This window comes from Streptomyces sp. NBC_01381, assembly GCF_026340305.1.
In the GTDB taxonomy this organism is placed as follows: Bacteria; Actinomycetota; Actinomycetes; order Streptomycetales; family Streptomycetaceae; genus Streptomyces.
This window is the reverse complement of sequence record NZ_JAPEPI010000002.1, coordinates 1,480,956-1,507,763: the sequence shown is the minus strand read 5'-3', so window position 1 is coordinate 1,507,763 and position 26,808 is coordinate 1,480,956. Positions and strand designations below refer to the sequence as shown.

The 26,808-nt window shown below is 70.7% G+C and carries 20 protein-coding genes and 1 pseudogene; 7 read left to right on the top strand and 14 right to left on the bottom strand.

From position 1 onward, the window contains the following. Positions 1–69: 69 nt before the first annotated feature. A pseudogene (locus OG453_RS28475) lies at positions 70–325 on the top strand (IS5/IS1182 family transposase); the annotation flags it as partial. 403 nt (positions 326–728) lie between these two features. Here the strand turns inward: OG453_RS28475 and OG453_RS28470 are convergent. Continuing rightward, a complete protein-coding gene (locus OG453_RS28470) occupies positions 729–1,124 on the bottom strand; it encodes a hypothetical protein (protein WP_266871378.1) in 396 nt (131 codons plus the stop codon). Between the two features lie 561 nt (positions 1,125–1,685). On the opposite strand from OG453_RS28470, the gene OG453_RS28465 reads away from it, so the two are divergent. Next, the gene (locus OG453_RS28465) at positions 1,686–2,189 is read left to right on the top strand and encodes a tyrosinase cofactor (RefSeq protein ID WP_266871377.1); all 504 of its coding nucleotides are present in this window, start codon (positions 1,686–1,688) and stop codon (positions 2,187–2,189) included. Continuing rightward, positions 2,173–3,039: a tyrosinase family protein gene (locus OG453_RS28460; protein WP_266871376.1), complete on the top strand. Its 867-nt coding sequence runs from the start codon at positions 2,173–2,175 to the stop codon at positions 3,037–3,039. The genes OG453_RS28465 and OG453_RS28460 overlap by 17 nt, the downstream gene beginning before the upstream one ends. Before the next feature lie 482 nt (positions 3,040–3,521). Here the strand turns inward: OG453_RS28460 and OG453_RS28455 are convergent, their stop codons facing one another. The 3 genes from OG453_RS28455 to OG453_RS28445 form a co-directional block, all read right to left on the bottom strand. Beyond that, the gene (locus tag OG453_RS28455) at positions 3,522–4,889 is read right to left on the bottom strand and encodes a class I SAM-dependent RNA methyltransferase (protein WP_266871375.1); all 1,368 of its coding nucleotides are present in this window, start codon (positions 4,887–4,889) and stop codon (positions 3,522–3,524) included. Positions 4,890–4,996: 107 nt separating this feature from the next. Beyond that, positions 4,997–7,045: an APC family permease gene (locus tag OG453_RS28450; RefSeq protein ID WP_266871374.1), complete on the bottom strand. Its 2,049-nt coding sequence runs from the start codon at positions 7,043–7,045 to the stop codon at positions 4,997–4,999. A gap of 61 nt (positions 7,046–7,106) precedes the next feature. Continuing rightward, entirely contained in the window at positions 7,107–9,353 is a 2,247-nt protein-coding gene (locus OG453_RS28445) for an MMPL family transporter (protein ID WP_266871373.1), read from the bottom strand. A gap of 172 nt (positions 9,354–9,525) precedes the next feature. Here OG453_RS28445 and OG453_RS28440 point away from each other — a divergent pair, with 172 nt between their 5' ends. From OG453_RS28440 to OG453_RS28425, 4 genes are all read left to right on the top strand, one after another. Continuing rightward, positions 9,526–9,855, top strand: a complete 330-nt coding sequence (locus OG453_RS28440) for a winged helix-turn-helix domain-containing protein (protein ID WP_266871372.1) — start codon at positions 9,526–9,528, stop codon at positions 9,853–9,855. Then, positions 9,855–10,094 carry a hypothetical protein gene (locus OG453_RS28435; RefSeq protein WP_266871371.1) on the top strand — a complete coding sequence of 80 codons (240 nt, stop codon included), beginning with the start codon at positions 9,855–9,857 and terminating at the stop codon, positions 10,092–10,094. Before OG453_RS28440 ends, OG453_RS28435 begins: the two co-directional genes overlap by 1 nt. 135 nt (positions 10,095–10,229) lie before the next feature. Further along, positions 10,230–10,895: a TrkA family potassium uptake protein gene (locus OG453_RS28430; RefSeq protein WP_266871370.1), complete on the top strand. Its 666-nt coding sequence runs from the start codon at positions 10,230–10,232 to the stop codon at positions 10,893–10,895. Continuing rightward, on the top strand, positions 10,895–11,572 hold the full coding sequence (locus OG453_RS28425; protein ID WP_266871369.1) for a TrkA family potassium uptake protein: 678 nt from the start codon (positions 10,895–10,897) through the stop codon (positions 11,570–11,572). The genes OG453_RS28430 and OG453_RS28425 overlap by 1 nt, the downstream gene beginning before the upstream one ends. A 125-nt stretch (positions 11,573–11,697) precedes the next feature. Here the strand turns inward: OG453_RS28425 and OG453_RS28420 are convergent, their stop codons facing one another. From OG453_RS28420 to OG453_RS28375, 10 genes are all read right to left on the bottom strand, one after another. Further along, positions 11,698–12,432: a DUF3159 domain-containing protein gene (locus OG453_RS28420; RefSeq protein WP_266871368.1), complete on the bottom strand. Its 735-nt coding sequence runs from the start codon at positions 12,430–12,432 to the stop codon at positions 11,698–11,700. 3 nt (positions 12,433–12,435) lie between these two features. After that, positions 12,436–12,834, bottom strand: coding sequence for an OB-fold nucleic acid binding domain-containing protein (locus tag OG453_RS28415; RefSeq protein ID WP_266871366.1), 399 nt, complete (start codon positions 12,832–12,834; stop codon positions 12,436–12,438). 89 nt (positions 12,835–12,923) lie between these two features. Beyond that, on the bottom strand, positions 12,924–13,640 hold the full coding sequence (locus OG453_RS28410; RefSeq protein ID WP_266873160.1) for a response regulator: 717 nt from the start codon (positions 13,638–13,640) through the stop codon (positions 12,924–12,926). A gap of 32 nt (positions 13,641–13,672) precedes the next feature. Further along, complete coding sequence (locus OG453_RS28405) at positions 13,673–16,216, bottom strand: sensor histidine kinase KdpD (protein ID WP_266871365.1); 2,544 nt, start codon at positions 16,214–16,216, stop codon at positions 13,673–13,675. A gap of 160 nt (positions 16,217–16,376) precedes the next feature. Continuing rightward, positions 16,377–17,057 (bottom strand): ABC transporter ATP-binding protein, encoded by a 681-nt coding sequence (locus OG453_RS28400; protein ID WP_266871364.1) that lies wholly within the window; start codon positions 17,055–17,057, stop codon positions 16,377–16,379. A gap of 75 nt (positions 17,058–17,132) precedes the next feature. Next, on the bottom strand, positions 17,133–18,359 hold the full coding sequence (locus OG453_RS28395) for an alginate lyase family protein (protein ID WP_266871363.1): 1,227 nt from the start codon (positions 18,357–18,359) through the stop codon (positions 17,133–17,135). 91 nt (positions 18,360–18,450) lie between these two features. Then, on the bottom strand, positions 18,451–19,353 hold the full coding sequence (locus OG453_RS28390; protein WP_266871362.1) for an ABC transporter ATP-binding protein: 903 nt from the start codon (positions 19,351–19,353) through the stop codon (positions 18,451–18,453). Next, positions 19,346–22,102, bottom strand: a complete 2,757-nt coding sequence (locus OG453_RS28385; RefSeq protein ID WP_266871361.1) for a hypothetical protein — start codon at positions 22,100–22,102, stop codon at positions 19,346–19,348. Before OG453_RS28385 ends, OG453_RS28390 begins: the two co-directional genes overlap by 8 nt. Before the next feature lie 556 nt (positions 22,103–22,658). Further along, on the bottom strand, positions 22,659–25,973 hold the full coding sequence (locus OG453_RS28380) for an ABC transporter permease (RefSeq protein WP_266871360.1): 3,315 nt from the start codon (positions 25,971–25,973) through the stop codon (positions 22,659–22,661). 146 nt (positions 25,974–26,119) lie between these two features. After that, on the bottom strand, positions 26,120–26,791 hold the full coding sequence (locus OG453_RS28375) for a potassium-transporting ATPase subunit C (protein ID WP_266873159.1): 672 nt from the start codon (positions 26,789–26,791) through the stop codon (positions 26,120–26,122). Positions 26,792–26,808: the final 17 nt, after the last annotated feature.

Genomic DNA, 26,808 nt, shown 5'->3' with positions numbered 1-26,808 from the left:
TACGTTCCTAAGGCTTGTCCCGTAACCGCCGGTCAGGGATGAGATAATCTTGGTGTAGCTGGTGTGATTATGACGTCGGAGCCGTCCTGGATAGGCCCCCGCATTCCGCTGGTCGCGGCCTACTGGCGAACGAACTTGACGATGCGCCAGATCGCCCCGCTGCTTGGGGTCTCGAAGTCGGCGACGGACCGCCCTGGTGCCCACCCGCGACCACACGATCGCCGAGCAATCGAAGAACTACCGCTATTCCACGGCCCATCAGGTGGTCATCGACGCCGACACCCGCCTGGTGGTCATGGTCGGTCGGCGGCTACCAGGGCACCGGGCTGGTCATCCCGCGTCGAGCACACCTTCGCCCGCATGCACAACCTCGCCCTCGCCAAATAGGCGAACAGCCGGTACAGCAGCCGACGTTGCCCTCACCAGATCCAAGATCAGTTACGGGACAAGCCTTAGGGAAGCCTTCGGAAATGTTTGCCCGTCCGGCGTGAACAGATTCCCGATGACATGCGTCCGGCCCACCGGTGAGGAAAAGGCCGGTGGGCCGGACGAGGGTTCACGGGTGCCGATGGGCTCGGGGGCCCGCCGCGTGCGGAGCTGGAACTGCGGGTCCGGATCCAGTGTCCGGCCCCGCCGACGGTCTTCCGGCCACCGAGATCCGGATCAGAGTCTTGGAATTCCGGGCCCGTCTTTCGCCGGTACGACCGACTCGTAAGGCTGCCGGGTCGTCACTTGTTGGGGAGCAGGGAGCCGAGTCCCGTGGCGGTCGGCGCCTTCAGCGGGCGGACCTGGACCGAGCCGCTGCCAGCCGGGTTCTTCACCGGAATCGTGGGCTTCTTGGCGGCGGTCGGGTCCAGGCCGTCCAGGTAGATGCCGGACACCGGCTGCCCCGGCTTCTTCTTGTCGAACGCGCTGCCCTTGGCGATCTGTCCGTTACTGGCCAGCTGCGTCACGGTATCGGCCGCCGGCACGATCGCCGGAGTCACCTTGGTCGGGGACACGAGCCCGAGCGGGCCGGCGGAGTTCCCCGAGCCCCCCGCGGCGGCCGACGCCGCCGCAGCGGAACCGCCCACAAGACCCGCCCCGATCGCCAACGCCGCAGTGGTGAGAACTGCCTTCTTCATGATTTACCTCGCTTGAAAGTACCTCTGATCCGACGGTTGGAGAACATAGCAGTCCATCGGCACTGCAAAAACGGCTCGTTACTCCGTACGCGTGAAAGTCGCAAGGGTGAAGAATGCAATGTGCGGGGGAATTCGGCGGAATTGACATCTAGTCCGCGAATCAATTCATCCTATGGTGCTTCCGGTTCGGCTGGTCCGCATGCATGACCGAAAATATGAAATTCAGTGGCCTCCTCGACATGCTCACCGGCAGTGTCGGGGGCGTGGCCGGCTCTGTGGACCCGGAAGGAGGGCGAGAACGAGGTCGACAGCTTCTGCGCCGCAGCTTCCTGCCCGCGCCGCCCGGTGCGGGCTGCCTTCTTCGACGAGTTCACCTGGGTCCTCCCGGTGCCGCACATCGGCATCGTCGGCATGCTGCTCCTGACCCGTTGGTGGGATTTCTGGACAAGCCGACCATTGCTGCACCCGGGGCGACACAGCCGTAGTGACGCTTCGGCGGTGACCGCTCGGCGCCCTTGAACTGCTACTCGTACGGAGAACGAACCGTACGAGGAGTGAGCGATGGCCGTCAGCGCAGGCGGGGTTTCGGTGGGTGGGGTCCAGGGCGCGGACACCCCGGTGGGCAGTGAACCCGGGGGATGGACGCGGCGGGAGGCGGCACGGATGCTGCTCGCCCCTTCCGCCCTGGCGGTCGCCCCCGTCATCACCGGCTCCCGCCCCCCGCAGTCCGCCGACCAACCAGCGGGCCCCGGCGCCGAAAGTCCCTTCGACGAGACCTATCGGGGCCGCCGTATCCAGGGCATTCCGGTTTCCCACGGCGGCCTCAGCGACCCCGACGTCGCCTGGCACGTCACCGTGGACGGCCAGCCGCTGCATCTGATGCGCCGGGCCGACGGCACCTGGCTGAGCATGGTCGACCACTACAGCTGCTACGAGACCCCGCTGGAGGCGACCCGCGCGGCCGTCGACGAACTCGGGCCTCGCGAGCGGCTTCGCGATCTGGCTCCCGGGCCGCTCGGCGGCGGGCATCCGCACAGGGAGGCACAGCATGGTGTACGTGCGTAAGAACGTGAGCAAGCTGACGCGCACCGAGCGTCGGCGGTTCGTCGAGGCGCTCCTTGAGCTCAAACGGCGGGGCGAGTACGACGAGTTCGTACGCGTGCACATCGCGCACTTCACCGGAGACGGCGACCGGGGCCTGCGCGTCGCCCACACGACGCCCTCCTTCCTTCCCTGGCACCGCAAGTTCACGCTGGACCTGGAGAACGCGCTGCGCCGGATCGACTCCTCGGTGACGGTGCCCTACTGGGACTGGACCCGGGACCGCAAGACGACCTCGCTGCCGTGGACCGACGATCTGCTCGGTGGCAATGGGCGGCCCGGCGACCGGCGGGTGATGACCGGGCCGTTCGCCTTCGGGACGGGCGGCTGGACCATCGGGACGGGCGTCACCGAGGCCAACTACCTCACCCGGGACCTGGGCCGCTTCCGCGGTCCGATCGACCTGCCCACCAAGGCCGATCTGAATCATGCGCTGGCCGACCCCGTCTACGACGTCGCACCCTGGACCTCGACGGTCAGCCGAGGCTTCCGCAACAAGCTGGAGGGGTGGGGGCGGGGCAGCGGCCGGGACTCCTGGCGCTGCCACAACCGGGTGCACCGCTGGGTCGGTGGCACCATGGTCGGCAGCGGGTCCGTCAACGACCCCGTCTTCTGGCTGCACCACGCTTTCGTGGACCTGCAGTGGTCCCGCTGGCAGAAACGCCATCGCAACCACCGCTACCTGCCGGCGACGCCGCCCGGACCGGACAGCGACCAGTACCGGCGGGTCATCGCCCGGCACGAGCGGCTCCCACCGTGGGACGTGACGCCGGACGAGCTGGATGACGTGTCCAAGATCTACCGGTACGCCTGAGGGACGCGGCGAGTCCTTGGCCCGTCCTCGCGGCGGAGACCACGATCGCGTCGAACGGGGCCCGGTCCGGCACGCCCAGGGTGCCGTCCGGGTACCGGCGTTGCCCGCCCTGAAAGAGGTCGAGGGCATCGGGCACCGGAGGGTGGTGCGGCGCGTTGTCCGGGCACCCCCACCTGAGACGCTACCGAGGCTCCGCGCTGGTCGCGGACCACGTGCCGGAAGGCATCCCGTGCACCGGCCGGATCTCCCCCAGGGAGCAACGCCCACCTGACTATTCGCCTCGGCGGACATCGCGACCGAGGTCCCGGTCCCCGCAGAGGCACTCGCTGGCCATCAAAGAGCCGCCCATCCCCTCTATCAACCTGGAGGGGACGGCGGCTCTTTTTGTGTCTGACGACCCGTCAGGACGAGCGTCGCTTCAGCGTCAAGATATCGCCCGTGACGCACACAACGCACACAACAACCACAAGAGAAACGGCAGTTCAGAGGCCCTTTGCCGCAGGTTCAAGGATCGCGACGCACTCCACATGGTGGGTCATCGGGAAAAGATCAAACGCCCGCAACGTCCGCACCTTGTACCCGCCCTCCTTGAAGTACCCCAAGTCCCGTGCCAGCGCCGCCGGATCGCACGCCACGTACGCGATGCGCCGCGCGCCGAGCCCCGTCAGATGGCGGACCGTCTGCTTGCCCGCGCCCGCGCGCGGCGGGTCGAGGACGATCAGGTCGACCTCCGTGATGCCCGTGCGCGGCAGGGCCGACTCGACCTTGCCCTGTTCGATGCGGACGCGGTCGAAGGCGGCCAGGTTGTGGCGGGCGTCCTCCACCGCGCGCTTGCCGGACTCGATGCCGAGGACCGCGCCCTTCTCGCCGACCCGGTCCGCGATGGCGCCGGCGAACAGGCCCACGCCGCAGTAGAGGTCGAGGGCCGTGTCGCCCTTGCGGGGCGTCAAACCCTGCATGACCGCGAGCATCAGCGTCTCCGCGGCCTTCGGGTGGACCTGCCAGAAGCCGCCGTTGCCGACGCGGTAGGTGCGGCCGTCGGCGCGTTCGCGGACGAAGGGGCGGCCGTGGACGCGGTGGACGCCGCCGTCCTGTTCGGCGATGCGGAGGACGGACACCGGCTTGTCCAGTTCGACCAGGGGGAGGCGCGCGCCCGGCTTCGGTTCCAGGATGACCTGGCGGTCCTGGGAGCCCGTGGCCGCGATCGCCTCCACCGAGGCCATGCCGGACCAGTCGTGCTTCTCGATGCCGAGCTCGGTGACGCCGGGCGCGGCGATCATGCAGTGGTCGATCGGCTCGACCTCGTGCGAGCGGTGGCGGCGCAGGCCCGCGTTGCCGTCGGGGTCGACCGCGAACTGCACCCGGGTGCGCCACTGCGGGACCTCGCCCTGCGGAAGCTTGTCGCCCTCCGCCGGCATGACCGTGCCGTCCCAGCCCGCCTCCTCCGGGGTCAGGCCCGCGAGGCGCGAAAGCTGCTCGGCGATGACTTCGCCCTTCAGGCGGCGCTGTGCGCCCGGCTTCGCGTGCTGCCAGTCGCAGCCGCCGCAGCGGCCGGGGCCGGCGTAGGGGCACGGCGCCTCGACGCGGTCCTTGGACGCCTCCAGGATCGTCACCGCGTCCGCGCGCAGGAAGCGGGAGTCCTCGCCGCCCTCCGTCACACGTGCGACGACCTTCTCGCCGGGCAGCGTGTGGCGGACGAAAAGCACCCGGCCCTCTGCCGTGCGGGCGACGCAGTGGCCGCCGTGGGCGACGGGGCCGACCTCGACCTCGTACTCCTGGCCCACCAGGGATTTCTCCTCCAGCGAGTCCTGCGAGTTCCCCGCCTGCGAATTCTTCGGTTCTGCCTGCATGGCGGGGTGACTCCACAACGTAAAAGGGGAACGGCCGGACAACAGCCCACCAGTCTACGTGGGTGTCGTCCGGCCGCTCGCCAACCGTCAGGAAGCAGAAAAGAGGCTCAGCCCTTGTTGCTCGGCTGCTTCACCCGCTTCTCGACCGGGCCGCGGCGCACCGAACCCGGCGCGTTCCACTCGGACCGCTTGCGGGCCCGCTTCTTGGCAGCCTCGGAGGAGTCCAGCTGGTAGGGGACGGACGTCACCATCACGCCCGGGGTGAACAGGAGCCTGCCCTTGAGCCGGAGCGCGCTCTGGTTGTGGAGCAGGTGCTCGTACCAGTGGCCCACCACGTACTCGGGGATGATCACGCTGACCACGTCGCGCGGGCTCTCGCGGCGCAGGTTCTTCACGTAGTCGATGATCGGCCGGGTGATCTCGCGGTAGGGCGAGTCGAGGATCTTCAGCGGCACGGTGATGCCGCGCTTCTCCCACTCGGCCTTCAGGGCCTTGGTCTCCGCCGGGTCGACGTTGATGCTGAGCGCCTCAAGCGTGTCCGAGCGCATCAGTTTCGCGTACGCGAGAGCACGCAGCGTCGGGCGGTGGATCTTGGAGACCAGGACGATCGAGTGGACGCGGGAGGGGCGCACGCTGTCGTCGGTGGGGGTCTCCGGGGCCGCGATCTCCTCGGCCACGCGGTCGTAGTGGCGGCGGATCGCCGTCATCACCCCGTAGAAGATCACCATGCCGAGCAGCGCGACCCAGGCGCCATGCGTGAACTTGGTGACGAGTACGACGACCAGGACGAGGCCCGTGAAGAAGGCACCGAAGGTGTTGATCGCGCGGGAGCGGACCATGCGGCGGCGCTTGGCCTGGTCCTTCTCGCTGCGCAGATGGCGGTTCCAGTGCCGCACCATGCCGATCTGGCTGAGCGTGAAGGAGACGAAGACGCCGACGATGTACAGCTGGATGAGGCGGGTGGAGTCCGCGCCGTAGACCCAGACGAGCATCGCCGCCGCGCCCGCGAGGAGCACGATGCCGTTGGAGAAGGCGAGCCGGTCGCCGCGGGTGTGCAGCTGACGCGGCAGGTAGCGGTCCTGCGCGAGGATCGAGCCGAGCAGCGGGAAGCCGTTGTACGCCGTGTTGGCCGCGAGGAAGAGGACCAGCGCGGTGGCGGCGGCGAGCACGATGAACAGGAAGCTGCCGTTGCCGAAGACCGCCTCGGCGACCTGGGAGATCACCGGGTTCTGGACGTAGTCGCTGCCGACGGCCACGCCCTGGTCGATCAGGTCGTGCGCGGGGTTCTCGGCCATCTTGACGTCGGTCGCCATGGCGAGGCCGATGATGCCGCAGAACATGGTGACGGCCAGGCCGCCCATGAGCGCGAGCGTCGTCGCGGCGTTCTTCGACTTCGGCTTGCGGAAGGCGGGGACGCCGTTGCTGATCGCCTCGACGCCGGTGAGCGCGGCACAGCCGGAGGAGAAGGCCCGAAGGAGAAGGAAGATGAGGGCGAATCCCGCGAGGCCCTCGTGCTCGGGTTTGATCTCGAAGTCCGCGGTGGGCGCCTTCATCGCGTCGTCGAGGACGATGCCCCGGAAGGCACCCCACGCGATCATGATGAAGACGCCGGCCACGAAGACATAGGTCGGGATGGCGAAGAGCTTCCCGGACTCCTTGACTCCGCGCAGGTTCATCAGCGTAAGAAGCACGATGACGATGACCGCGCAGAGCACCTTGTGCTCGACGACGAACGGGACGGCCGAGCCGAGGTTCTCGATGCCCGATGAGATCGAGACGGCCACGGTCAGGACGTAGTCGACGAGCAGTGCGCTGGCGACGGTGAGCCCGGCCTTGGGGCCGAGGTTGGTGTTGGCGACCTCGTAGTCGCCACCACCGCTCGGGTACGCGTGCACGTTCTGCCGGTACGACGCGACGACCGTGAACATCAGCACGACGACCGCGACCGCGATCCAGGGACTGAAGTGGTACGCCGACACACCCGCGATGGAGAGGACAAGGAGAACCTCTCCCGGCGCGTACGCCACGGAGGAGAGCGGGTCGGAGGCGAACACCGGTAGAGCGATGCGCTTCGGGAGGAGGGTTTCCCCCAGCCGGTCGCTGCGCAGTGCGCGCCCGATGAGGATCCGTTTGGGCACGTCGGTCAGTTTGGACACGCAGAGGATCGTAAGCGTTCGAATGGGTGCCCGCCCACCCACCACCCCCTAACTGCTCCGGTTAGCCATGGCGAGCCACCCCCTGCCCGGTGAACGGACGCTGGTCGGCGGCCATCTGCGCCCCGTGCCGCTGTGCCGCGAGGGCCTCGGCGCGGCGGATCGCGCGGGACGGCCACCAGGTGGCGCGGCCGAGGAGCAGCAGCGCCGCGGGCAGGATCATGACGCGAATCACGAACGCGTCGAGCAGCACGGCCACCGCGAGGACGAAGCCCATCTGCTTCATCTCCAGGATGTGCAGCATCACGAAGCTCGCGAAGACGGTGACCATGACGATCGCGGCGCTGGTGACGACCTTGGCGGAGGACGCGATGCCGTCGAGGACCGCCTGCCGGGTCGGTACGCCGTTCAGCGCGGCCTCGCGGATCCGGCTGACGACGAACACCTGATAGTCCATCGAGAGCCCGAAGAGGATCACGAAGAGGAAGAGCGGTACGCGCGATGAGATGCCGCCGAGCGAGACGAAGGAGAGCAACTCCTCGGCCCAGTCGCCCTGGAAGACCAGCACGAGCAGTCCGAGCGCGGACCCGACCGAGAGCAGGTTGAGGACGGCGCCGAGCAGTCCGAGGACGACGGAGCGGAACGCGAAGACCGTCATGACGAACGTCATCAGGAGCAGGAAGCCGAGGACGAGCGGCAGCTTCTCGTTCTGGTGCGTCACGTAGTCGGTGCCGCGCGGCACTTCGCCGGTGACGGCCGTCTCGACGCCGGGCAGCTTGTCGACGGTCGCGGGGAGGTAGTCGTCGCGGAGGTGGTCGAGCGAGGCTTCGGCCTTCTCCGAGTACGTCGGATGCGGGGAGTTCAGCTCCAGGGTGGTGGTCCTGCGGTCCTCAGAGGAGCGGAGGAGCGGAGCACCTGAGGGGTGCGAGAAGAGCGGGTCGGACTGCGCCTTGCGGTCGAGGGTCGTCAGGGCGTCGCGTACGTCGCCGGCCTGCGAGGCCTCGGCCCGCACCACGACCAGGTGCCGGACGCGCAGCTCGGGGAAGGCTTCGAGCAGCCTGTCGTACCCCTTCATGGCCGGGATCTCGCGCGAGAAGCTGTCCCGCGCCGGGTTCTTGAGGTTCAGGTTCAGCGCGGGAAGGGCGAGCCCCAGCATGACAAGCACCGAGAGGCACAGGGTCAGCGCGGGGTGCTTGCGGGCGGGCGTGAGCAGGGCGCTCCACAGCCGGCCGGGGTTCGTCTCGTCGCGCGTCCGGACGGGCTTGCCCCGGGCGATGCGCTTGGCCGTGCGGCGCTCGCTCCGGCGGCCGAGCTTGACCAGGAGCGCGGGCAGCACCGTCACCGAGCTGATCACGGCCACGGCGACGACCAGGATGGTGCCGGTGGCAAGGGAGTCGAAGATGACGTCACCGGCCAGGAAGAGCGCGGTGGTGGAGACGATCACGGCGAGCCCGGAGACGACGATCGCGCGGCCGGCCGTCGCGGCGGCGGCCTCGACGAGCGCCTCGGAGGTGAGGCGGCCGCCCGCGCGGGCCCGCTCCTCACGTTCGCGCTTGAGGTAGAAGAGTGTGTAGTCGACGCCGACGGCCATGCCGATGAGCAGGATCATGCTCATCCCGACGCCGGTGTCGGGCAGCAGGTGCGAGGCCAGCATCGCCAGGCCCATCGTCGCCATGATCGAGGTGACGGCGAGCAGCAGCGGTACGCCGACCATGACGACCGAGCCGAAGACCACGGCCAGCGTGATCAGCGTGATGGGCAGCGTGATCGCCTCGGAGAACTGCAGGTCCTTGTCGCGCTGGCCGTCGACGCCCTTGCTCACCGACGCGTCGCCGGTCTCCTCGATCACCAGGTCCGGGTGGGCCTTCGCGGCCTGCGCGGTCTGCTCCTGGAGCGGGGGGACGTGGTCCTGGTCGTCCTGCTCGGAGCCGTTCAGCTCCACCTGGACCCGCAGGACCCGCCCGTCGGCGGAGCGCACCGGGTCCGCCACCGATGCGACTTCCGGCAGGGCCTTCATCCGGGCGGTGATGTCCTTGACGGCTGCGTCGGCGGCCCCCTTGTCCAGCGGGCCCGACGCGGCGCGGATCAGCACGTGTTCCGTGGACCGCAGTTGGACGCCGCCCTCGGTCGCCAGGGCCTCGGCCCGGCCCGCCTCGCCGACGCGGAAGTCCTCCGAGGTCGCGCTGTTCATGCCGGCGGCGATCCCGCCCCCGAGGCACAGCACGACGAACACCAGCCAGCCGATGACCGCGCGCCACGGATGCAGCGCACTCCACCGGGCCACGCGCACCGTGACCGATCGCTTCCTCATGACCATCCCCGCCTCTTCGTCATGCACTTACCTTCATGTGTAAGTGGAGACTTACAGGTGAAGGAACGAGCCGTCAACTGTCATACGGGACTGGAGGAAGGCGGATTGACACTGGAACCCGCCATGCGTAAGCCTTGGCTGACAGGTTTCGGGACCAGCGCAAAGGCGGGCCATGGACAGCGAAGAGCTGCTCGCCTTTCTCTCCGCGGTCGGCCATGCCCAGCGGATCCGGATCATCACCGAGCTCGCCCCGGGGCAGCTGTACGTCAGCGAACTGGCGCGGCGGCTCGGCGTCTCCCGGCCCCTGCTCTACATGCACCTCGAACGTCTGGAGAAGGCCGGTCTCGTCGTCGGCCGCCTGGAGCTCTCCGGCGACGGCAAGGCGCTCAAATACTTCGAACTGGCGCCGTTCGACGTGCGGTTGAATGTGGACACGATCCTCGCGGCCGTCCAGCAGGACACGTCGGACGGGGCAGGACAGCACTCACCTGAGGGGTCTTAATGGACGACGTGATCATCCCGGTCGCCTTTTTCCTGATACTCGCCGGCGCGATCGTGGCGGTCGCGTACTTCCAGACGCAGCGCAACCGCGAGCGCGACCGCCAGTACGCCGAGGCGATGCAGGGGTATCAGGAGGCCGTCGAGCGTGCCAGGTCCGAGCAGGAGGCGAACCGGCTGCAGCTCGTCGAGCTCGGCCACCGCCTCGAGAAGGTCGAGAGCCTGCTGCGCAGCGTCGACTGAACACGTTCCCGAGAGATCCGCCCCGTGCACGGGGGTGCCCCGCACGGACCGCGCGTGTGTAGCTTGGGCGTCGGTCTGAGACGCTTTTACCGTTCAGCCTGAGCAAAAAGTATTGACACAGCCGGAAGGACGGGCGTGCACATCGTCATCATGGGCTGCGGGAGAGTCGGATCCGCTCTCGCGCAGACCCTGGAACAACAGGGGCACACGGTCGCCGTGATCGACCAGGACCCCACCGCCTTCCGCCGCCTGGGCTCCGGCTTCGGCGGCCGCCGCGTCACCGGCATCGGCTTCGACCAGGACACCCTGCGCGAGGCCGGCATCGAGGATGCGGGCGCGTTCGCCGCCGTCAGCAGCGGTGACAACTCCAACATCATCGCCGCCCGGGTCGCCCGCGAGATGTTCGGCATCGAGAACGTGGCGGCCCGCATCTACGACCCGCGCCGCGCCGAGGTCTACCAGCGCCTCGGCATCCCCACCGTCGCCACGGTCCGCTGGACCGCCGACCAGATGCTGCGCAGGCTGCTGCCCTCCGGGGCCGAGCCGCTGTGGCGCGACCCCACCGGCGGCGTACAGCTCGCCGAGGTGCACGCGTCCGACGCCTGGATCGGGCAGAAGATCAGCCGCCTCCAGGAGGACACCGGCGTACGCGTCGCCTTCCTCACCCGGCTGGGCGAGGCGGTCCTGCCGACCTCGCAGACGGTGCTGCAAGAGGGCGACCTGGTGCACGTGATGATGCGTACGGACGAAGTGGAAAAGGTCGAAGCGGCGTTCGCCGAAGGCCCCGAGGAAGGTCACTGATGAGGGTCGCCATTGCCGGAGCGGGCGCGGTGGGCCGGTCCATCGCCGGTGAGCTCCTGGAGAACGGGCACGAGGTTCTCCTCATCGACAAGGCGCCGACCGCCATCTCGGTCGAGCGCGTCCCGCAGGCCGAGTGGCTGCTCGCCGACGCCTGTGAGATCACCTCCCTCGACGAGGCGGCGCTGCAGCGCTGCAACGTCGTCATCGCCGCGACGGGCGACGACAAGGTCAACCTGGTCGTCTCGCTGCTCGCGAAGACCGAGTACGGCGTCCCGCGGGTCGTCGCCCGCGTGAACAACCCCAAGAACGAGTGGCTCTTCAATGAGTCCTGGGGCGTCGACGTCGCGGTCTCGACCCCGCGTCTGATGTCCGCGCTCGTCGAGGAGGCGGTCAGCGTCGGCGATCTCGTCCGGCTGCTCCGCTTCAGCCACGGCGACGCGAACCTCGTCGAGCTGACGCTGCCGCCGGAGTCGGCCCTGGCGGGCACGCAGGTCGGCGACGTCGAGTGGCCCCAGGACACCTCGCTGGTCACGATCATCCGCGGTACGCGCGTCCTCGCGCCGACCGCGGATGATTCCCTTGAGGCGGGGGACGAGTTGCTGTTCGTCGCGGCGCAGGCGCGGGAGGAACAGCTGGAGGATCTGCTTTCGGTGCGCCGGGAGGATGCGGTGGGCTGAGACCGCCCTGGCAGTACGTCGATGGGGGCGCCCGGAAGGTTCCGGGCGCCCCCATCGGCGTCAGCAAACGCTGCGGGTTCGTTGTGGCTGGTCGCGCAGTTCCCCGCGCCCCTTCGGGGCGCGGCTCAGACGTCCCGCCCGTGGGCCGCCGCCTTGCGCTCTTCCTCCGCCTTCTCCGCCGCTTCCATCTCGGCGAAGACATCGATCGGAGCCGGCGCCTTCGCCAGGAAGACCCAGGTCAGCCATACCGCGAGCAGGAACGGCGGGATCTTCAGGGCGATCAGGACCCAGCCGAACTGGGTCGTGTCCGCCCACCAGTAGAGCGGGAAGAGGATCGCGCACTTGGCGAGCAGGATCAGGCCCCAGGCCCAACTGGCCTTTGTGTACGCCTTCTTGCGGCCGGGGTTGCGGGTCCGCCAGGAGAGGTTCTCCTTGAAGACCGGGCCGAGGATCAGGCCGATCAGCGGGACACCCGCGATGGCCGTGATGATGTAGGCGAGGGCGAGGCCCAGGGTGTAGAGCATGCCCGGCAGATAGAAGTCCTTGGCGTTGCCGGTCATCATCGCGAAGACCACACCGAAGGCGACACCGAAGACGCCGCTGAAGGCGTGCTTGACGGTGTCCTTCATGACCAGGCGGACCGCCACGAGCACCAGGGACACCGCGAGGGCCGCGATGGCCGACATGTGCAGGTCCTTGTTGATCGTGAAGATGGTCACGAAGAGCAGGCCGGGGAGAACGGTCTCCACCAGGCCCCGCACGCCGCCGAAGGCCTCGAACAGCGCGGCCTCGGTCACGGCCCTGGAATCGGCATCCTGGTCCGTGCTTCCCTGGTCCGTCGACTTGTCGAGGGACGTCACCGGCTACTCCCGTCCGAGGGGTCTGAGTTCGTACTTGGGGTTGAAGAGCACCCGTCGGCCCCGGCTCATGGATATCCGGCCCGACGCGATCAGCTTGCGCCCCGGTTCTATCCCCACGATGGAGCGCCTGCCGAGCCACACCACGTCCAGCGCCGCCGAGCCGTCGAAGAGCTCGGCCTCCAGGGCCGGAACCCCGGCACGCGGCCGCAGCGTGACCGTGCGCAAGGTACCAGCAACCGTCACTATCTGGCGGTCCTGACAGTCTCCGATGCGGATGCATCCGGCCGTCTCGGAGTCCTCACGCAGCTCTTCCGACTCCAGGTCCTCCTGGGAGGAGGACAGCCGGTCGAGCATGCGCCGGAAACGGCCCGCCGGCTTCTCTGAACCAGGAACAGCACTCATACAGGAAGCGTACCGGGGGTCGCCGACAGCGCCGCAATGGGTGCGCTCATCTGTGCTTATGCCCGCTCAGTCCCGGCTCGACCCTTGACTCACCGCTCGAACCTGTAACCCATCCCCGGCTCGGTGATGAAGTGCCGCGGATGCGCGGGGTCCGCCTCCAGCTTGCGGCGCAGCTGGGCCATGTAGACGCGCAGGTAGTTCGTCTCCGTGCCGTACGAGGGGCCCCACACCTCCTGGAGCAGCTGCTTCTGGCTGACGAGGCGGCCGGTGTTGCGCACCAGGACCTCGAGCAGATGCCATTCGGTGGGCGTCAGGCGTACGTCGCGGCCGTCGCGGTTGACCTTCTTGGCGGCCAGGTCGACCGTGAAGTCCTCCGTGTCCACCATCACGTCGCCCTCGCCCGCTCCGACGGGCTCGGCCCTGCGGATGGAGGCGCGCAGGCGGGCCAGGAGCTCGTCCATGCCGAACGGCTTGGTCACGTAGTCGTCGGCGCCCGCGTCGAGGGCCTCGACCTTCTCGTCCGAGCTGTGCCGTGCGGAGAGCACCAGGATCGGTACGCGGGTCCATCCGCGCAGCCCCCGGATGACCTCCACCCCGTCCATGTCGGGCAGGCCGAGGTCGAGCACGATCACGTCGGGGTGGCGTGCGGCGGCGAGCTGGAGCGCGGTGGCTCCGTCCGGGGCGGCGTCCACCTCGTACTTGCGCGCCTTCAGGTTGATCACGAGGGCGCGTACGATCTGCGGCTCGTCGTCGACCACGAGCACCCTCGTGGGGGTCCGGGGGTCTCCCCCGGGAGAGTGCAGCATGCGTACCTGCCTTTCGGGCTTGTCAATGGTGGTCATGAAGTGACCTGGGCGGAGAGATCCGGGTGGACCGGCGGCCGCCCCGCCGCCGCCCGCAGGGTGAGGACCATGGTGAGGCCGCCGCCCGGGGTGTCCTCGGCCTCGAGCGTGCCGCTCATGGCCTCGACGAAGCCGCGGGCGACCGCGAGGCCCAGGCCGACGCCCGCACCGCGCGGAGCGTCACCGTAGCGCTGGAACGGCTCGAAGATGCGGTCCTTGGCGGCATCCGGGACGCCGGGGCCCCGGTCGACGACGCGGACCTCTACGCGGTCGCCGAGGGCGCTCGCGGAGACCAGGACCGGTTCGGCGTCGGGGCTGTACTTGACGGCGTTCTCGACGATGTTGGCCACGGCACGCTCCAGGAGCCCCTTGTCGACGGCGACCATGGGCAGCGTCTCGGGGATGTCGAGGTCCGCGCTGCCGTCCGGGACGCCGCCGAGCGCCATCGGGACGACCTCGTCCAGGTCGATCTCGCGGATCAGCGGGGTGACGGTGCCGGTCTGCAGGCGCGACATGTCCAGGAGGTTGCCCACCAGGTGGTCCAGGCGGTCGGCGCCGTCCTCGATGCCCTCCAGGAGCTCGGCCTGGTCCTCCTCGGACCAGGAGACGTCGTCGGAGCGCAGGGAGGTGACGGCGGCCTTGATGCCCGCGAGCGGCGTACGCAGGTCATGGCTGACGGCGGCGAGCAGCGCGGTGCGGATGCGGTTGCCCTCGGCGAGGGTGCGGGCCTGGTCGGCCTCGGACTGCAGGCGCTGGCGGTCCAGGACGACGGCGGCCTGTGCGGCGAAAGCGGCGAGCACCCGGCGGTCCTCGGCGGGCAGCACCCGGCCGGAGAGGGCGAGCGCCATGTGGTCGCCGACGGGCATGTCCACGTCCGCGTCCTCGGGGCGGCCCAGCGGCTGCGGCCCCACGCTGCCCGCGCAGGTCCAGGGTGCGACGTCGCTCTCGCGCTCCAGGAGGGCCACGGACTCCATGCCGAAGGTCTCGCGGACCCGCTCCAGGAGGGCGTCGAGGGAGGTCTCGCCGCGCAGCACGCTGCCGGCGAGGAAGGAGAGTATCTCCGACTCGGCGCGCAGCCTGGCGGCCTGGTGGGTACGGCGTGCGGCGAGGTCGACCACGGAGGCGACGGAGATCGCGACGCCCACGAAGACGATGATCGCGACGATGTTCTTGGAGTCGGAGATCGTCCACAGGTGCAGCGGCGGCGTGAAGTAGTAGTTCAGGAGCAGCGAGCCGAAGGCCGCCGACGCCAGGGCGGGCAGCATCCCGCCGAGCAGGGCCGCCGCCACCGTCAGCGTCAGGAACAGCAGCATGTCGTTGGCGAGGCCGAGGTCGGCGTCGATGTGGGTGAGCAGCAGCGTCAGGAGCGCGGGGCCGCCGATGCCGACAAGCCAGCCCCAGATGATCCGGGACCGGCCGAGCCGTGCCCCGCGGGCCACGGGAAGGCCGCGCCCCTTGGCGACCTCGTCGTGCGTGACGATGTGGACGTCCAGGTCGGGACCCGATTCGCGGGCCACGGTCGCGCCGACGCCAGGACCGAAGACGTACTGCCAGGTCTTGCGGCGCGAGGAGCCGAGGACGATCTGGGTGGCGTTGACGCCGCGGGCGAAGTCGAGCAGCGCGGCCGGTATGTCGTCGCCTATGACGTGGTGGAAGGTGCCGCCCAGGTCCTCCACGAGGGTGCGCTGGACGGCGAGTTCCTTGGGCGACGCCGCGGTCAGGCCGTCGCTGCGGGCGATGTAGACGGCCAGGATCTCGCTGCCTGAGCCCTTGGCGGCCATGCGGGACGCGCGGCGGATCAGCGTGCGGCCCTCGGGGCCGCCGGTGAGGCCGACGACGATGCGCTCGCGGGCCTGCCAGGTGGAGCGGATGTTGTGCTCGCCCCGGTACTGCTGGAGGTATTCGTCGACCCGGTCGGCGACCCAGAGGAGCGCGAGTTCGCGCAGGGCGGTGAGGTTGCCGGGGCGGAAGTAATTGGAGAGGGAGGCGTCGATCCGGTCGGGCTTGTAGATGTTGCCGTGGGCCATGCGGCGACGCAGCGCCTGGGGCGACATGTCGACCAGTTCGATCTGGTCGGCCCGGCGCACCACCTCGTCCGGCACGGTCTCGCGCTGGCGTACGCCGGTGATCGACTCGACGACGTCGCCCAGCGACTCCAGGTGCTGGATGTTCACGGTCGACACGACGTCGATGCCCGCCGACAGCAGCTCCTCGACGTCCTGCCAGCGCTTGGCGTTGCGCGATCCCGGCACATTGGTGTGCGCGAGTTCGTCCACCAGGGCGACGGCGGGCGACCGCTCCAGGACGGCGTCGACGTCCATCTCGGTGAAGAGGGTGCCGCGGTACTCCAGCTCCTTGCGGGGCAGCTGTTCGAGGCCGTGCAGCATCACCTCGGTGCGCGGCCGGTTGTGGTGCTCCACAAAGGCCACGACGCAGTCGGTGCCGCGCTCGATACGGCGGTGCGCCTCGGAGAGCATCGCGTACGTCTTGCCGACGCCCGGTGCCGAACCGAGGTATATCCGAAGCTTGCCGCGTGCCATGGCCCCATTGTCTTCCCGAAACTGCGCCGTACGCAGCGCCGATCTCTGTACGCAGCGTCGACCTTACGGCCAACAATTCCCTCAAATGGGACGAGGGTGCGCGGACGGGTGCTCCTTGACGCAACCCTGATGGGGGCCGGTCGGAGCCGCCGGGCGGGCGTCAGTGCTCCACGATCTCGCCGTCGCTCAGTTCCAGGACCCGGTCGGCGAGGTCGAGCAGCGCCGTGTCGTGGGTGGCGACCAGGGCGGTGACGCCCTCGCTGCGGACGACGGCGCGCAGCAGCTCCATCACGGCGAGACCGGTCTCCGCGTCGAGCTGTCCGGTGGGTTCGTCGGCGATCAGGAGGGACGGCTTGTTGGCTAGCGCGCGGGCGATCGCCACGCGCTGCTGCTGCCCTCCGGAGAGCTCGCCCGGCCGCTGCCCTGCGTGGTCGGCGAGCCCGACGAGGGCGAGCAGGAGCTCGACCCGCTCTTCACGCGCGCGTGGATCGGTCTTCTTGAGCCGCAGGGGCACGCCGACGTTCTCGGCAGCGCTGAGGATCGGGATGAGTCCGAAGGACTGGAAGATGAAGCCGACGCGGTCGCGCCGCAGCTCCAGGAGCCCGTCCTCGCCGAGGCCCGCGAGTTCGAGACCCTCGACGGTGATCTTCCCCGCGTCCGGGGTGTCGAGCCCGCCGACGAGGTTGAGCAGCGTCGTCTTGCCGGACCCCGACCGGCCCTTCAGGGCGACCAGTTCGCCGCGCGGGACGGTGAAGGAGACGCCGCGCAGGGCGTGCACGGCGGCCGCTCCGGTGCCGTACGACCGATGCAGATCCTCGACGACGACCGCGTCCTGCGTCATGCACACTCCCCCGTACGGTCCTGTTGGGCCGGGCGCCAGTATGGTCACCGTACGCCCGGCCCAACAAGGGCCGGATCAGCTCGGGTTGTCCGCGTGGGTGAGGGTCTCCCAGGCGACGAAGAGGTTGTTGGACCCCGCGGGGCGCTTCTGCTCCGTGAGCTTCTGGGTGTTGGTCATCGGCAGCCCCATGCGGCCGTGCAGGGCGTTGTAGCCGACCTCCGTGACGGGGCCGAGCCCCCGGTCCACCGAGCCCCCGCAGAGCCAGCTCGGCGGTGCCTCGCCCAGCTCGTACTTGGCCTGGAAGCCGAGCCCCTGCCGCAGCCGCTCGCCCACGTCGGTCTTGTAGAGGTCGTCGCCCTGGATGCGGCTGGTCTCGGCGACGTGCGAGATGGCCGAGAGTCCGTACCCGGTGTGCGTGAAGTCGCGGCAGGTCTCCTGGGTGAGCCCGGTGACGAAGGTGCCCTGCCCCTGCCAGTACTTGACGATCTTCGCGCGGGTGTCCAGGTTCTGGCTGGGCACGGTCTTGGGCAGGTCGCCGTCGGAGGCGAGATAGACGTAGGCGGCCGTACGCGTACGGAACTTGGCCATCGCCTTGTCGTACGACCCCTTGTCCTCGATGAAGACGGAGATGCCGATGGCGGCCTCCATCATCGACAGCTCCCAGTTCCCGTTGGAGTTGGAGCCGTTGATGATCTCGGGCAGATAGACGTTGCGCAGCATCGTCGCGAACCGGCCCGAGTTGCCCCAACTGCCGCTGTACGTGTGCTTGATGATCTCGGCGGCCCTGGGCCAGGACGAGCCGGCCCAGCCGGTCTGCAGCGGGGCGTTGCTGTTGGTGTGGTCCTTGATGGTGCCGGACCAGGCGTCCATCAGCTCGATGGACTTCTTCGCGTAGCGCTCGTCGCGGGTGATGTACCAGGCGAGAGCGGTGGTGTACGCGGCTATCGCGTCCTCGCGCTCGTCGGTGCAGCCGTAGTTGGGGTCCGAGTAGGAGCCGCACTCGACGACCGCGCGGGGCTTGGGCGTGCGCGACAGGGAGGCGTACTTGCTCCCCATCATCTGGTCGTAGGCGCCCTTCCAGGGCTGGGCGCCCGCGTTGACCTTCTCCCTGGTGAAGTCCAACTGGCCGCGGGAGACGGTGACTCCGGGGTGGGCGAAGGTGCTGGGCGCGGCGTCGGCGCGCTCGGCGCCGGGCCAGGCGAGGGCGGTGGCGACCAAGGCGGTCACTACGGAGGCGACGGTCGCGAGGACGGTGGTGCGACGTCTGCGGCGGTGACGCACGGGTGTGGGGGTGTCGGCCATGCGAAGGGCCATCCATTCTCGTATGTGAACTTCAAGTGCCTTTCTGAACACGCGTGTTGGCCCGAGACCATAGGTACGGACCAGCCTTCCGTCAAGGCGTGAAGTCACCCCAGACCCCGATGTGGTCCGTCTCCTCCGTGAGCCGCACCCGCCCCTGCAGCCCATAGCGCTCGACGTACTCCCGCGGCAGCTGCAACCGCCCCGCCCGGTCCAGAACCGTGAACTCCTCTCCCGCGCCGCCCTGTTCACGCAGCGTCTCCGTAGACGTACGACCGTCCCGGATGCGCACGGTGCGGCGGACCTGCCCGGAGACCAGCGGGTCGTGCGTGACGACCAGGACGGTCGCGCCGAGCTCCTCGTTGGCGCGGCGCAGCGCTGCGAACACCTCCTCGCCGCCGGCCGTGTCCAGCTCTCCGGTGGGCTCGTCGGCCAGCAGGACGCGCGGCGCGTTGGCGGTGGCGACCGCGACGGCGATCCGCTGCTGCTCGCCGCCGGACAGCTCGGCGGGGCGCCGGTCGCGGCAGTGCGCGACGCCGAGCACGCCGAGCAGTTCGGCGGCCCGCGCCGTCCGCTCGCGACGGGGCACGCGCGCGTACTTCATCGGCAGCGCGACGTTCTCCAGGGCGGTGAGGTACGGGAGGAGGTTGCGCCCGGTCTGCTGCCAGACGAAGCCGACGGTCTTCCTGCGATAGCCGAGGCGTTCGCGGCGGCCCATGGCGAGCAGGTCGTGGCCGGCGACGCTCGCCCGTCCCGCGGTCGGCAGATCGAGCCCCGAGAGGATCGACAGAAGGGTGGACTTGCCGGAGCCCGACGCGCCCACGAGGGCCACGCACTCCCCTTCCCGGACCACCAGGTCGAGCCCCTGGAGCGCCTGCACCTCCACCGCGTCGGTGCGATAGACGCGTACGAGGTTGTCGCAGACGACCAGACCTTCGTCACCGGCGGGGCGGCGCGCGGCGGTCGCCCGTGCCTCCAGGTCGGCGAGTTCAGTCATCGTTCCTCCCCAGTCGCAGGACGGCGCCGAGGCCCCGTCGCCGTCCGAGCCATGTCTCCACGCCCACCGCGGCCGCCACCAGGGCGATGGCCCCGGCGGCCGGCACCGCGGTGAACAGCGCGTCGGTCCGCAGGGCGGGCGCGGTGGGCCCGCCGGTGAACTCCCGCAGGTCGAGGGCGGGTCCGAGCAGCTCGGGCAGGGTGAGGCCGAGCGTGACGCCGCCCGCCACTGCCGCGAGGACCAGCGGAATGAGCTGGAGCAGATGCAGTCCGGCGACTCCGCGGCCGCCCAGGCCGAGCGTGCGCAGCCGGGCTGCGGTGCTGCCGCGTGCGGGGGCGGACAGCAGGAGTTCGAGTACGAGAGCGAGCAGCGCGAGGAGCACGGCCACGGCGGTGCACGCGGTGTGCGCGGCGGTCACCGCCGCGATCAGGCCGTCCTCGTCGGCCTCGGCCTGCTCCTCGGCACGGATCCGCAGCTCCCCGGCGCCGATGCCCGGCGCGGTGCGCGGGACGACGGAACGCAGCCGGTCCGGGTCCAGGCGTGGCCCGTACAGGAGCAGGGCGGACTCCTCGAACTCGCTCGCTTCGAAGGCCTCGAGGTCCCGGTTGTCGGCGAGCAGGAGTCGTTCGCTGCCCTCGGTGCCGTCGCGTACGGGGCCGAGGGCGGGGTCGCTCCGCACCGCGTCGGGCAGGGGGCCCACGACGCGCAGACGCCGCTCCTTGCCGTGCACGGTGACGGTGAGTACGTCGCCCGCGTCGGCGGCGTCGGCGAGCACCCGGATGTCACGGCTGCCACCGCCCCCGCTGATGCCCGCGCCGATGAGCGCGCGGGCCGCTGGTGAACTCCCCGCCGCTGAGCGCAGTTTCAGGCCGTCGACGCCGACCAGGCTCGCGATCCCGTACCGCCCGCCGTCCGTCCCGCTCATCGGGTCGACCCGCAGCTGCCGCACCGTCACCGTCTCCCGCACCCCACGCGCGCGTGCCAGGCGCTCCGCGGTCTCGGGGTCACGCCCGGCCCCCAGGAAGGAGGCATCGGCACCCACCCGCCAGGCGGCCGCGTCCCGCCGCCCCTCCGTCAGCGTCCCGGTGACCAGACCGCCGAACACGGCACCGGCGAGCGTCACGACCAGGACGAGCAGCGCGAGCGCCCGGGCGGGGGCCTCCTTGGCGGCACGGGACAGCGCGATGAGGACCACGGCTCCGCGCCACCGGGCCGACCAGCGCGCGACAAGGCGTACCGGCAGGGGGTAGAGGCGCACGAGCACCACCACCGTGGCGAGCCCGAGCAGCACGGGCACGGCGGCCAGCAGCGGATCGTCTCCCGAGCCGCCCGTGGTGCCACGGGCCCGCAGCGCGAGGACACCCCCCGCCGCGACCACCAGCACACCCGCCTCGGCGACGGCACGGCGGCCGCCACCGGATCCCCTGTCCCGAAGGAGGGCCCGGTCCCGCACGGCCCACCATGTGAGCAGGGGCAGCAACAGCCAGGCGCACAGCGCGACAAGCACCCCACGCCCGTACGCGGCCGACGCGGACGCAGTGGACGCCGCAGACGACGCGGACGCCGCACCCGGCAGCAGCGAGGCGCCCGCGCAGCCGGCCACGAACCCCAGCACCACGGCCGGCGCGGTCCACAGCGCGCGCCCCAGGGCGATCCCCGAGGCCGACGCTCCACGCGCGCGTTGCAGCCGATGAACGTCAAGCCGACGGCGTACGGAGAGCAGAGAGGCGACCACGACGGCGGCAAGGCCCACCGCTGTCACCGAGGCGAGCGCGAAGGAGATCACGACACTCCCCTGGCGCCACTGCCGCTGGAACTCGTCCAGGGTGTCCGGCAGTTGGGTCGCGGTCTCCACCTCGGTGGCCGGATGCGAGCCGAGGGCGCAGGCCATGCCGCCGTACGTCCCGAAGTCACAGGTGACGCCCTGCACGGACTCCGGATAGCGGAACATGAGGCGCTCGAAGTCGCGCTGCCCCTGATCGCCGACGAAGCGGGCGGCGTCCGCGCCGGGGTCGAGCCGCATGCCCCAGACCACGGTGAGCTCGGCGCGCGACTGGTTCTGCAGCACTTCGACGCCGCGCGGCGCGAGGAGTGCGCCGGCATACCGCACCGCGTCGTCGGCCCCGCCGCGCGGATCCCGTGCCGTGCGCGCGAGCAGCGGCTGCTCGCGCCAGAGCCGCCGCCCGTCATCGGCGGCGAAGAACCCGACCACCCGTGCCGGTGCGTCCACGTTCTCCAACGCGCCGGGCCCGAGCCGGAGTTCCTGCCCGAGCCGCAGCTTCAGCGCGTCACGGGTGCGGGTGGAGACGGCGATCTCGACCACGCCGCCACGCGCGCGTGGGGGCCGCCCTGCGGCGTAGGCGGCGGCGGGCGGCGCGTCGGAGGCATACAGCAACGACAGAGTGGTCCCCTCGCCGGTCCGCACACCGGGCAGCGCGATCCGGGTGGAGTCGCGGACGAGGTCACCCCGCAGGGCGGCGGGAGCGGCATTCTCGATGAGGGTCGAAAACCGCCCAAGATCGGCACCCAGCACACTCGTCTCACCGGGCCGCTCCACCTCCGGATCGAACCGCATCCGGTGCGTGATCCCGGGCGCGTCCCGCTGCTCCTGCTCGAGCCGCGCCGCCAACGCGTCCCCGGAGGACCGCTCGAGCATCCCCGGCCCGGCCACAACGACCCCACTGAGCACGGCGACAAGCACCGCGAGACATCCGAGCAGCGTCAACTCCCCCCGCACCGACCGCTTCATACGCCACCACGCAGAGCTGGCGCCCACCGACACCGCCGACGCGACACGAACGCACCTCCGGACGCCCCCTCAAACATCCCGCGCCCGGCCACCACAACCCCGACGAGCACGGCCACAACCACCGCGAGACGCCCGAACAGCATCAGCTCCCCCTGCACCAGCCGCTTCATATGCCACCACGCCAAGCCCGCACCCGTCGGCACCACCCGCGCGACGCCAACAGGCCCCCGACACCCCCGGACAACCGCTCAAGCACCCCCGGCCCGGCCACAACGACCCCACCGGGCACAGCCACAAGCACCGCAAGACATCCGAGCAGCGCGAACTCCCCCCGCACCAGCCACTTCACACGCCACCACGCCCAGTCCGCGCCCGCCAGCGCTTCTGCCCCAACTCCCCGCACCCCCGGCCCTTCACACGTCCTCCCGCGCCCGCAACACCCAGCCCAAATCACCCGCGCCACCACCCGGGCCACCCCGCACACGCCCCCGCCGAGCACAGCCACAACCCCCGCGAGACACCCGAACAGCCCCAACTCCCCCACCCCAGCCGTCCTTCACACGTCCTCCCCCGCCCGCAGCACCCGCCCCAGATCCACCCGTGCCACCACCCGTGCCGCCCCGCTCACCACCGCGCAGATCACCGCCGTCACGCCCGCCGCCGCCAGGCCGACCCGGCCCCACGGAACCTCCGTGAGCAGGCCGGGGAAGACCGGGGCGCCCTCCGCGTCCACCGTCACCACCGGCATGATCAGCGCGGCTAGGCCCGCTCCGAGAGCCGTGCCCAGGATCGCTGCCGCGCCGGCCAGCGTCAGCTGCTCCGTCCAGAGGTATGCGGCGAGCTGGCCCCGACGTACGCCCAAGGCCCTCAGCAACGCGAACTCCCGTCCTCTGGCCCGTGCCGAGAGCACCGTGTGCAGGGTGAAGGCGATGACGGCGAACGCCGGTGCCAGCGCCAGGCACAGCACGAGCCCCGCCCGCGCCCCACGCCGCAAGGGGTCCTCGGCGAGCTCCACGCGCGCGTGGGGCACGTCCACGGCCGTGCCGAGGCGCGGCTCGTCCCGCACCGCCTCCCACGCGGCAGTGGCGTGACCCCGCTCCGCCCCCGCCCACCACATGCTCTCCGACCCCGGCAGCGCCCCGCTCAGCACCAACTGGGCGGCCATGGCCCGCGAGTCGGCGAGCAGTCGGGGCCGGTCACGCGCGAGGCCCGGCACCGCCGCGATCCGCCCGACGATCTTCAGCCGCGCATCGCCACCCGTGCTCCGCCGCACCGTCACCGTGTCCCCGACCCGCACCGCCCCCGAGTCGAGCAGCGCACGATCGGCGAGCGCTGGCGCGGCAGGGCGCCCTTTGGCGCTGTCGGTGCCGAGGCGGACGCTCCGCGTCGGGTACTTGAGCCGCGTATCGGGCCCCCGGAGCACCGCGTCGAGCAGCACGCCAGCCCCCTCGCCGGCCCGGTCCGCGCAAAGGACCGGGCCCGGCGCCTCGCCCACCACCCCGCGCGGCTTCTCGGCCCCGGGACACCCCGCCCCGTACCGGTCGGGCGCGTCCGCACGCAGGTCGTGCCAGCGAGCCGCCCGGGTGAGACCGGGCACCCGGTCGACGCGGAGCCGGTAGGTGCGCCGCACCGTCTCGCCCACCATGCTCAGGTCGATCTGCAAGATCCGTACGCCGCCACTGCGTACCGGCACCTTCAAGGGAAGCGTCCTGGAGCCACCTTCTTTAAGAAGAGCGGCACTTGAGTGGACCAGACCGTCGTCGTCCTCGAAGAAGACGGTGAGCCGCACGGGCACGGCGCGACCCGGCCCATCGGCCGAAAGCCCCACCCGGAGCGGGAGCCGGCCCTCGGAACGGGCAACCGGAAGCCCATGCGACGGAATCCCCTTCCCCAGCGGCGCGACAAGCTCCCGCAGGGGCCGGTCCGCGAGATCGCCCCGCAGCGAAGGCACCGGACCACGCCCGGTGTTGATCCCCGTGACGGCCACCGCGTCCTGCCCCGCATAGCCCTCCGTGGTCACCACGGGAGTGACCGCGGTGACCCCGGGCAGCGCGCCGTACGTCACGCGCCGCTCCCCGGACGGCACGCCCTCGCCCGGCTCGATCCGCAGGTCGGCGCCCACCTGGAAGGCGGCCTGGTCCTGGTCCCCCCGGTCGAGAATGGCCAAGGCGGTGCTGCTCAGCCCCGCGACGGCCAGGGCCAGCGTCACCACCAGGGCGGGCCCCGCGTGCCGGGCAGCCCGCCGCCCGATCTGCCACCCGCCGAGCGGCAGCACAAGTCCCTTGCCGCGCCGGGCCAGCGGGTCGATGGCCCGCGTGAGCAGGGGCAGCAGCCGCAGCACAAGGAGCGCGGCCGCGGTGGTCATCACCACGGGCGCGAAGACGAGCACCGGGTCGACGCTGCCGCCGGTCACCGGTGAGCGGTACTGCCGCAGCTGCAGCCACCCGAGGACCGCTACCGCCGCCAGCGCCCCATCGGCCCCGACCCGCTGCGCCCCCGCGAACCTCCCCACCCGCAGCCGGAGCCGGCTCACCGCCCGCCGGTCCCGCACCGCCCGCGCCGTGGGCAGCAGCACCGCGGCCCCGTGCACCAGGACGGCGAGCCCGGCGGCCACCCATCCGGCGGTGATCGCGGCCGTGTCCGGTACGTCACCGTCCAGCAGCCCGGCCCCTGCGAGCAGCCGCAGCAGCGGCCCGGCGAGGAAGGGCGCGGCGACCCCCATCGGCAGGGCGATCGCCGCCCACTGCACTCCGGCCGACACCACGAGCCGCCGCGTCCCCGCACCCCTTGCGGCGAGCAACGCCAGCTCCGGGCGCCGGTGTTCGGAGAGCTGGCGCCCGGTGAGCACGAGGGCCGCGACCGCGAGGGCGGCAAGGAGCGTGGCCGGGACGTAAAGACCGGCGCGGGCCACGGCGATGGGCGTCGTCAGCCGGTCCACGGCCCTGCGCAGCCCCGCCGACACGGTCAGATCGCCCGCGGGCCCCTTCCCCCGCAGCACCGACAGGGAGGCATCGCTGCCGCCGAACTTCCGGGCGCGCTCCCCCAAGGGGTCGATGTCACCGAGCCGCAGCCCCCGCACATCGGGCACGCCGAGCCACAGCGCCGCTGCGTCCTTCGCGAGCGCCGGCCGCGCCGTGAACACACCGCGCGGCACAAGGGCGATGGAGTCGGCCGTCCCGAACGTGCTGCTCAGGCCGGCCCACAGCGCGGGCCCGTGCCCCTCGGTCGCGTAGAGCCCGACCACCCGCATCCGCACCGGCCGCCCACCGGCGCCGCTCACGCGCAGCTCGTCACCGGTCCGCACCGCGAGTTCCGCCGCAAACGCCTTGGTCAGGACGGTCTCCATGACCTCGGGGCCGGAACCTGAGGAGCCAGAGGAAGCTGAGGAACCTGAGGAGCCAGAGGAGCCCGCAGAGCCCGAGGAGCCCGCAGAGCCGCCGCGCGGCCACCGTCCCGCCACCAGGTCGGCATGGCGCCGCGCCCCTTCCAGCGCGACCACGGACACCGTGGCGTCCTCGCGGCGGCGCCCCGCGGCCTCGGTCACGGCGAGCTCGTCGTTGCGCGCCGCGGGCGCCCGCAGCGCTAGACGGGTCCGATGAGGTACGTCGCCATAGGTGCGCCCGACCGCGGCCCGCACGTCCGCGTCCCACTGCCGCACATGATCGGACCGGTAGCGCCCGGCCACCTCGACGACGGCCTCCCGGTCCGCGGCGAGCCGCTGCCGCACCCCGCCCTCGACCGCCTTCTCGGTCAACGCGGCGAGCGCGGCGAGCACCGTGGCAGCAAGGAGGACGGCAAGACCGGCGGCCCCGAGCACCATCCCGTGATACCGGCCGCTCCGCACCGCCGCGGGCACGCGCCGTCCACTCACCGCACCGGTCTCCCCCCGCGTGACCGGCACAGTATGGACGTACGCAAATGTGGCTCGCAACGGTCCGGACAGACCGGATCGCCGCGAGCCACACGGGAATTGAGTCGACGTCAGGAGTTGAGCTGACGTCAGGAGTTGAGCCGACGTCAGTTCTTGTCAGCGACAAGCTCCTTGAGCGCGACGTTGAGCTGGAGAACATTGACGCGCGGCTCGCCCATGAAGCCGAGGATCCGCCCGTCGACATGCTCGTCGACCAGCTTCTGGACCTGCGCGACGCCCAGGTGGTTCTTCTCCGCGATGCGGTGCACCTGAAGATCGGCGTAGTCCGGGGAGATGTGCGGGTCCAGACCCGAGCCGGACGAGGTGACCGCCTCGGCCGGCACATCCGATGGCTTGACCTTGAAGTCGGCCGTGGAGTTGTCCTTGACGACGGCCGCCTGCGCGTCCTTCACCTGCTTGATCAGGTCCTTGTTGTCACCGGCGAGATTGGTGGCGCCGGACAGGATCAACTGGTACTGCGTGTTGACGCTGTTCTCGCCCAGGCCGTTGGAGGGCCGCGGCTGGAACCACTTGAGGTCCGGCTCGGCCGTCTCCTGGCCCTTCTTCAGGGGCAAGTCGTAACGCTGGCCGATGAGTTCGGAGCCGACGACCTTGCCCTCGCTCTTGATCTCCGAGCCGTTGGCCTTGTCGTTGAACAGGGCCTGGGCGATCCCGGTGACGGCGAGCGGGTAGATGACGCCGCAGATCACGGTCAGGACGAGCAGGGCCCGCAGGCCCGCCCACAGCAACCGGCCGGTGTTTCCTACCGAGTTGTTCATGGTGATCAACACGCTTT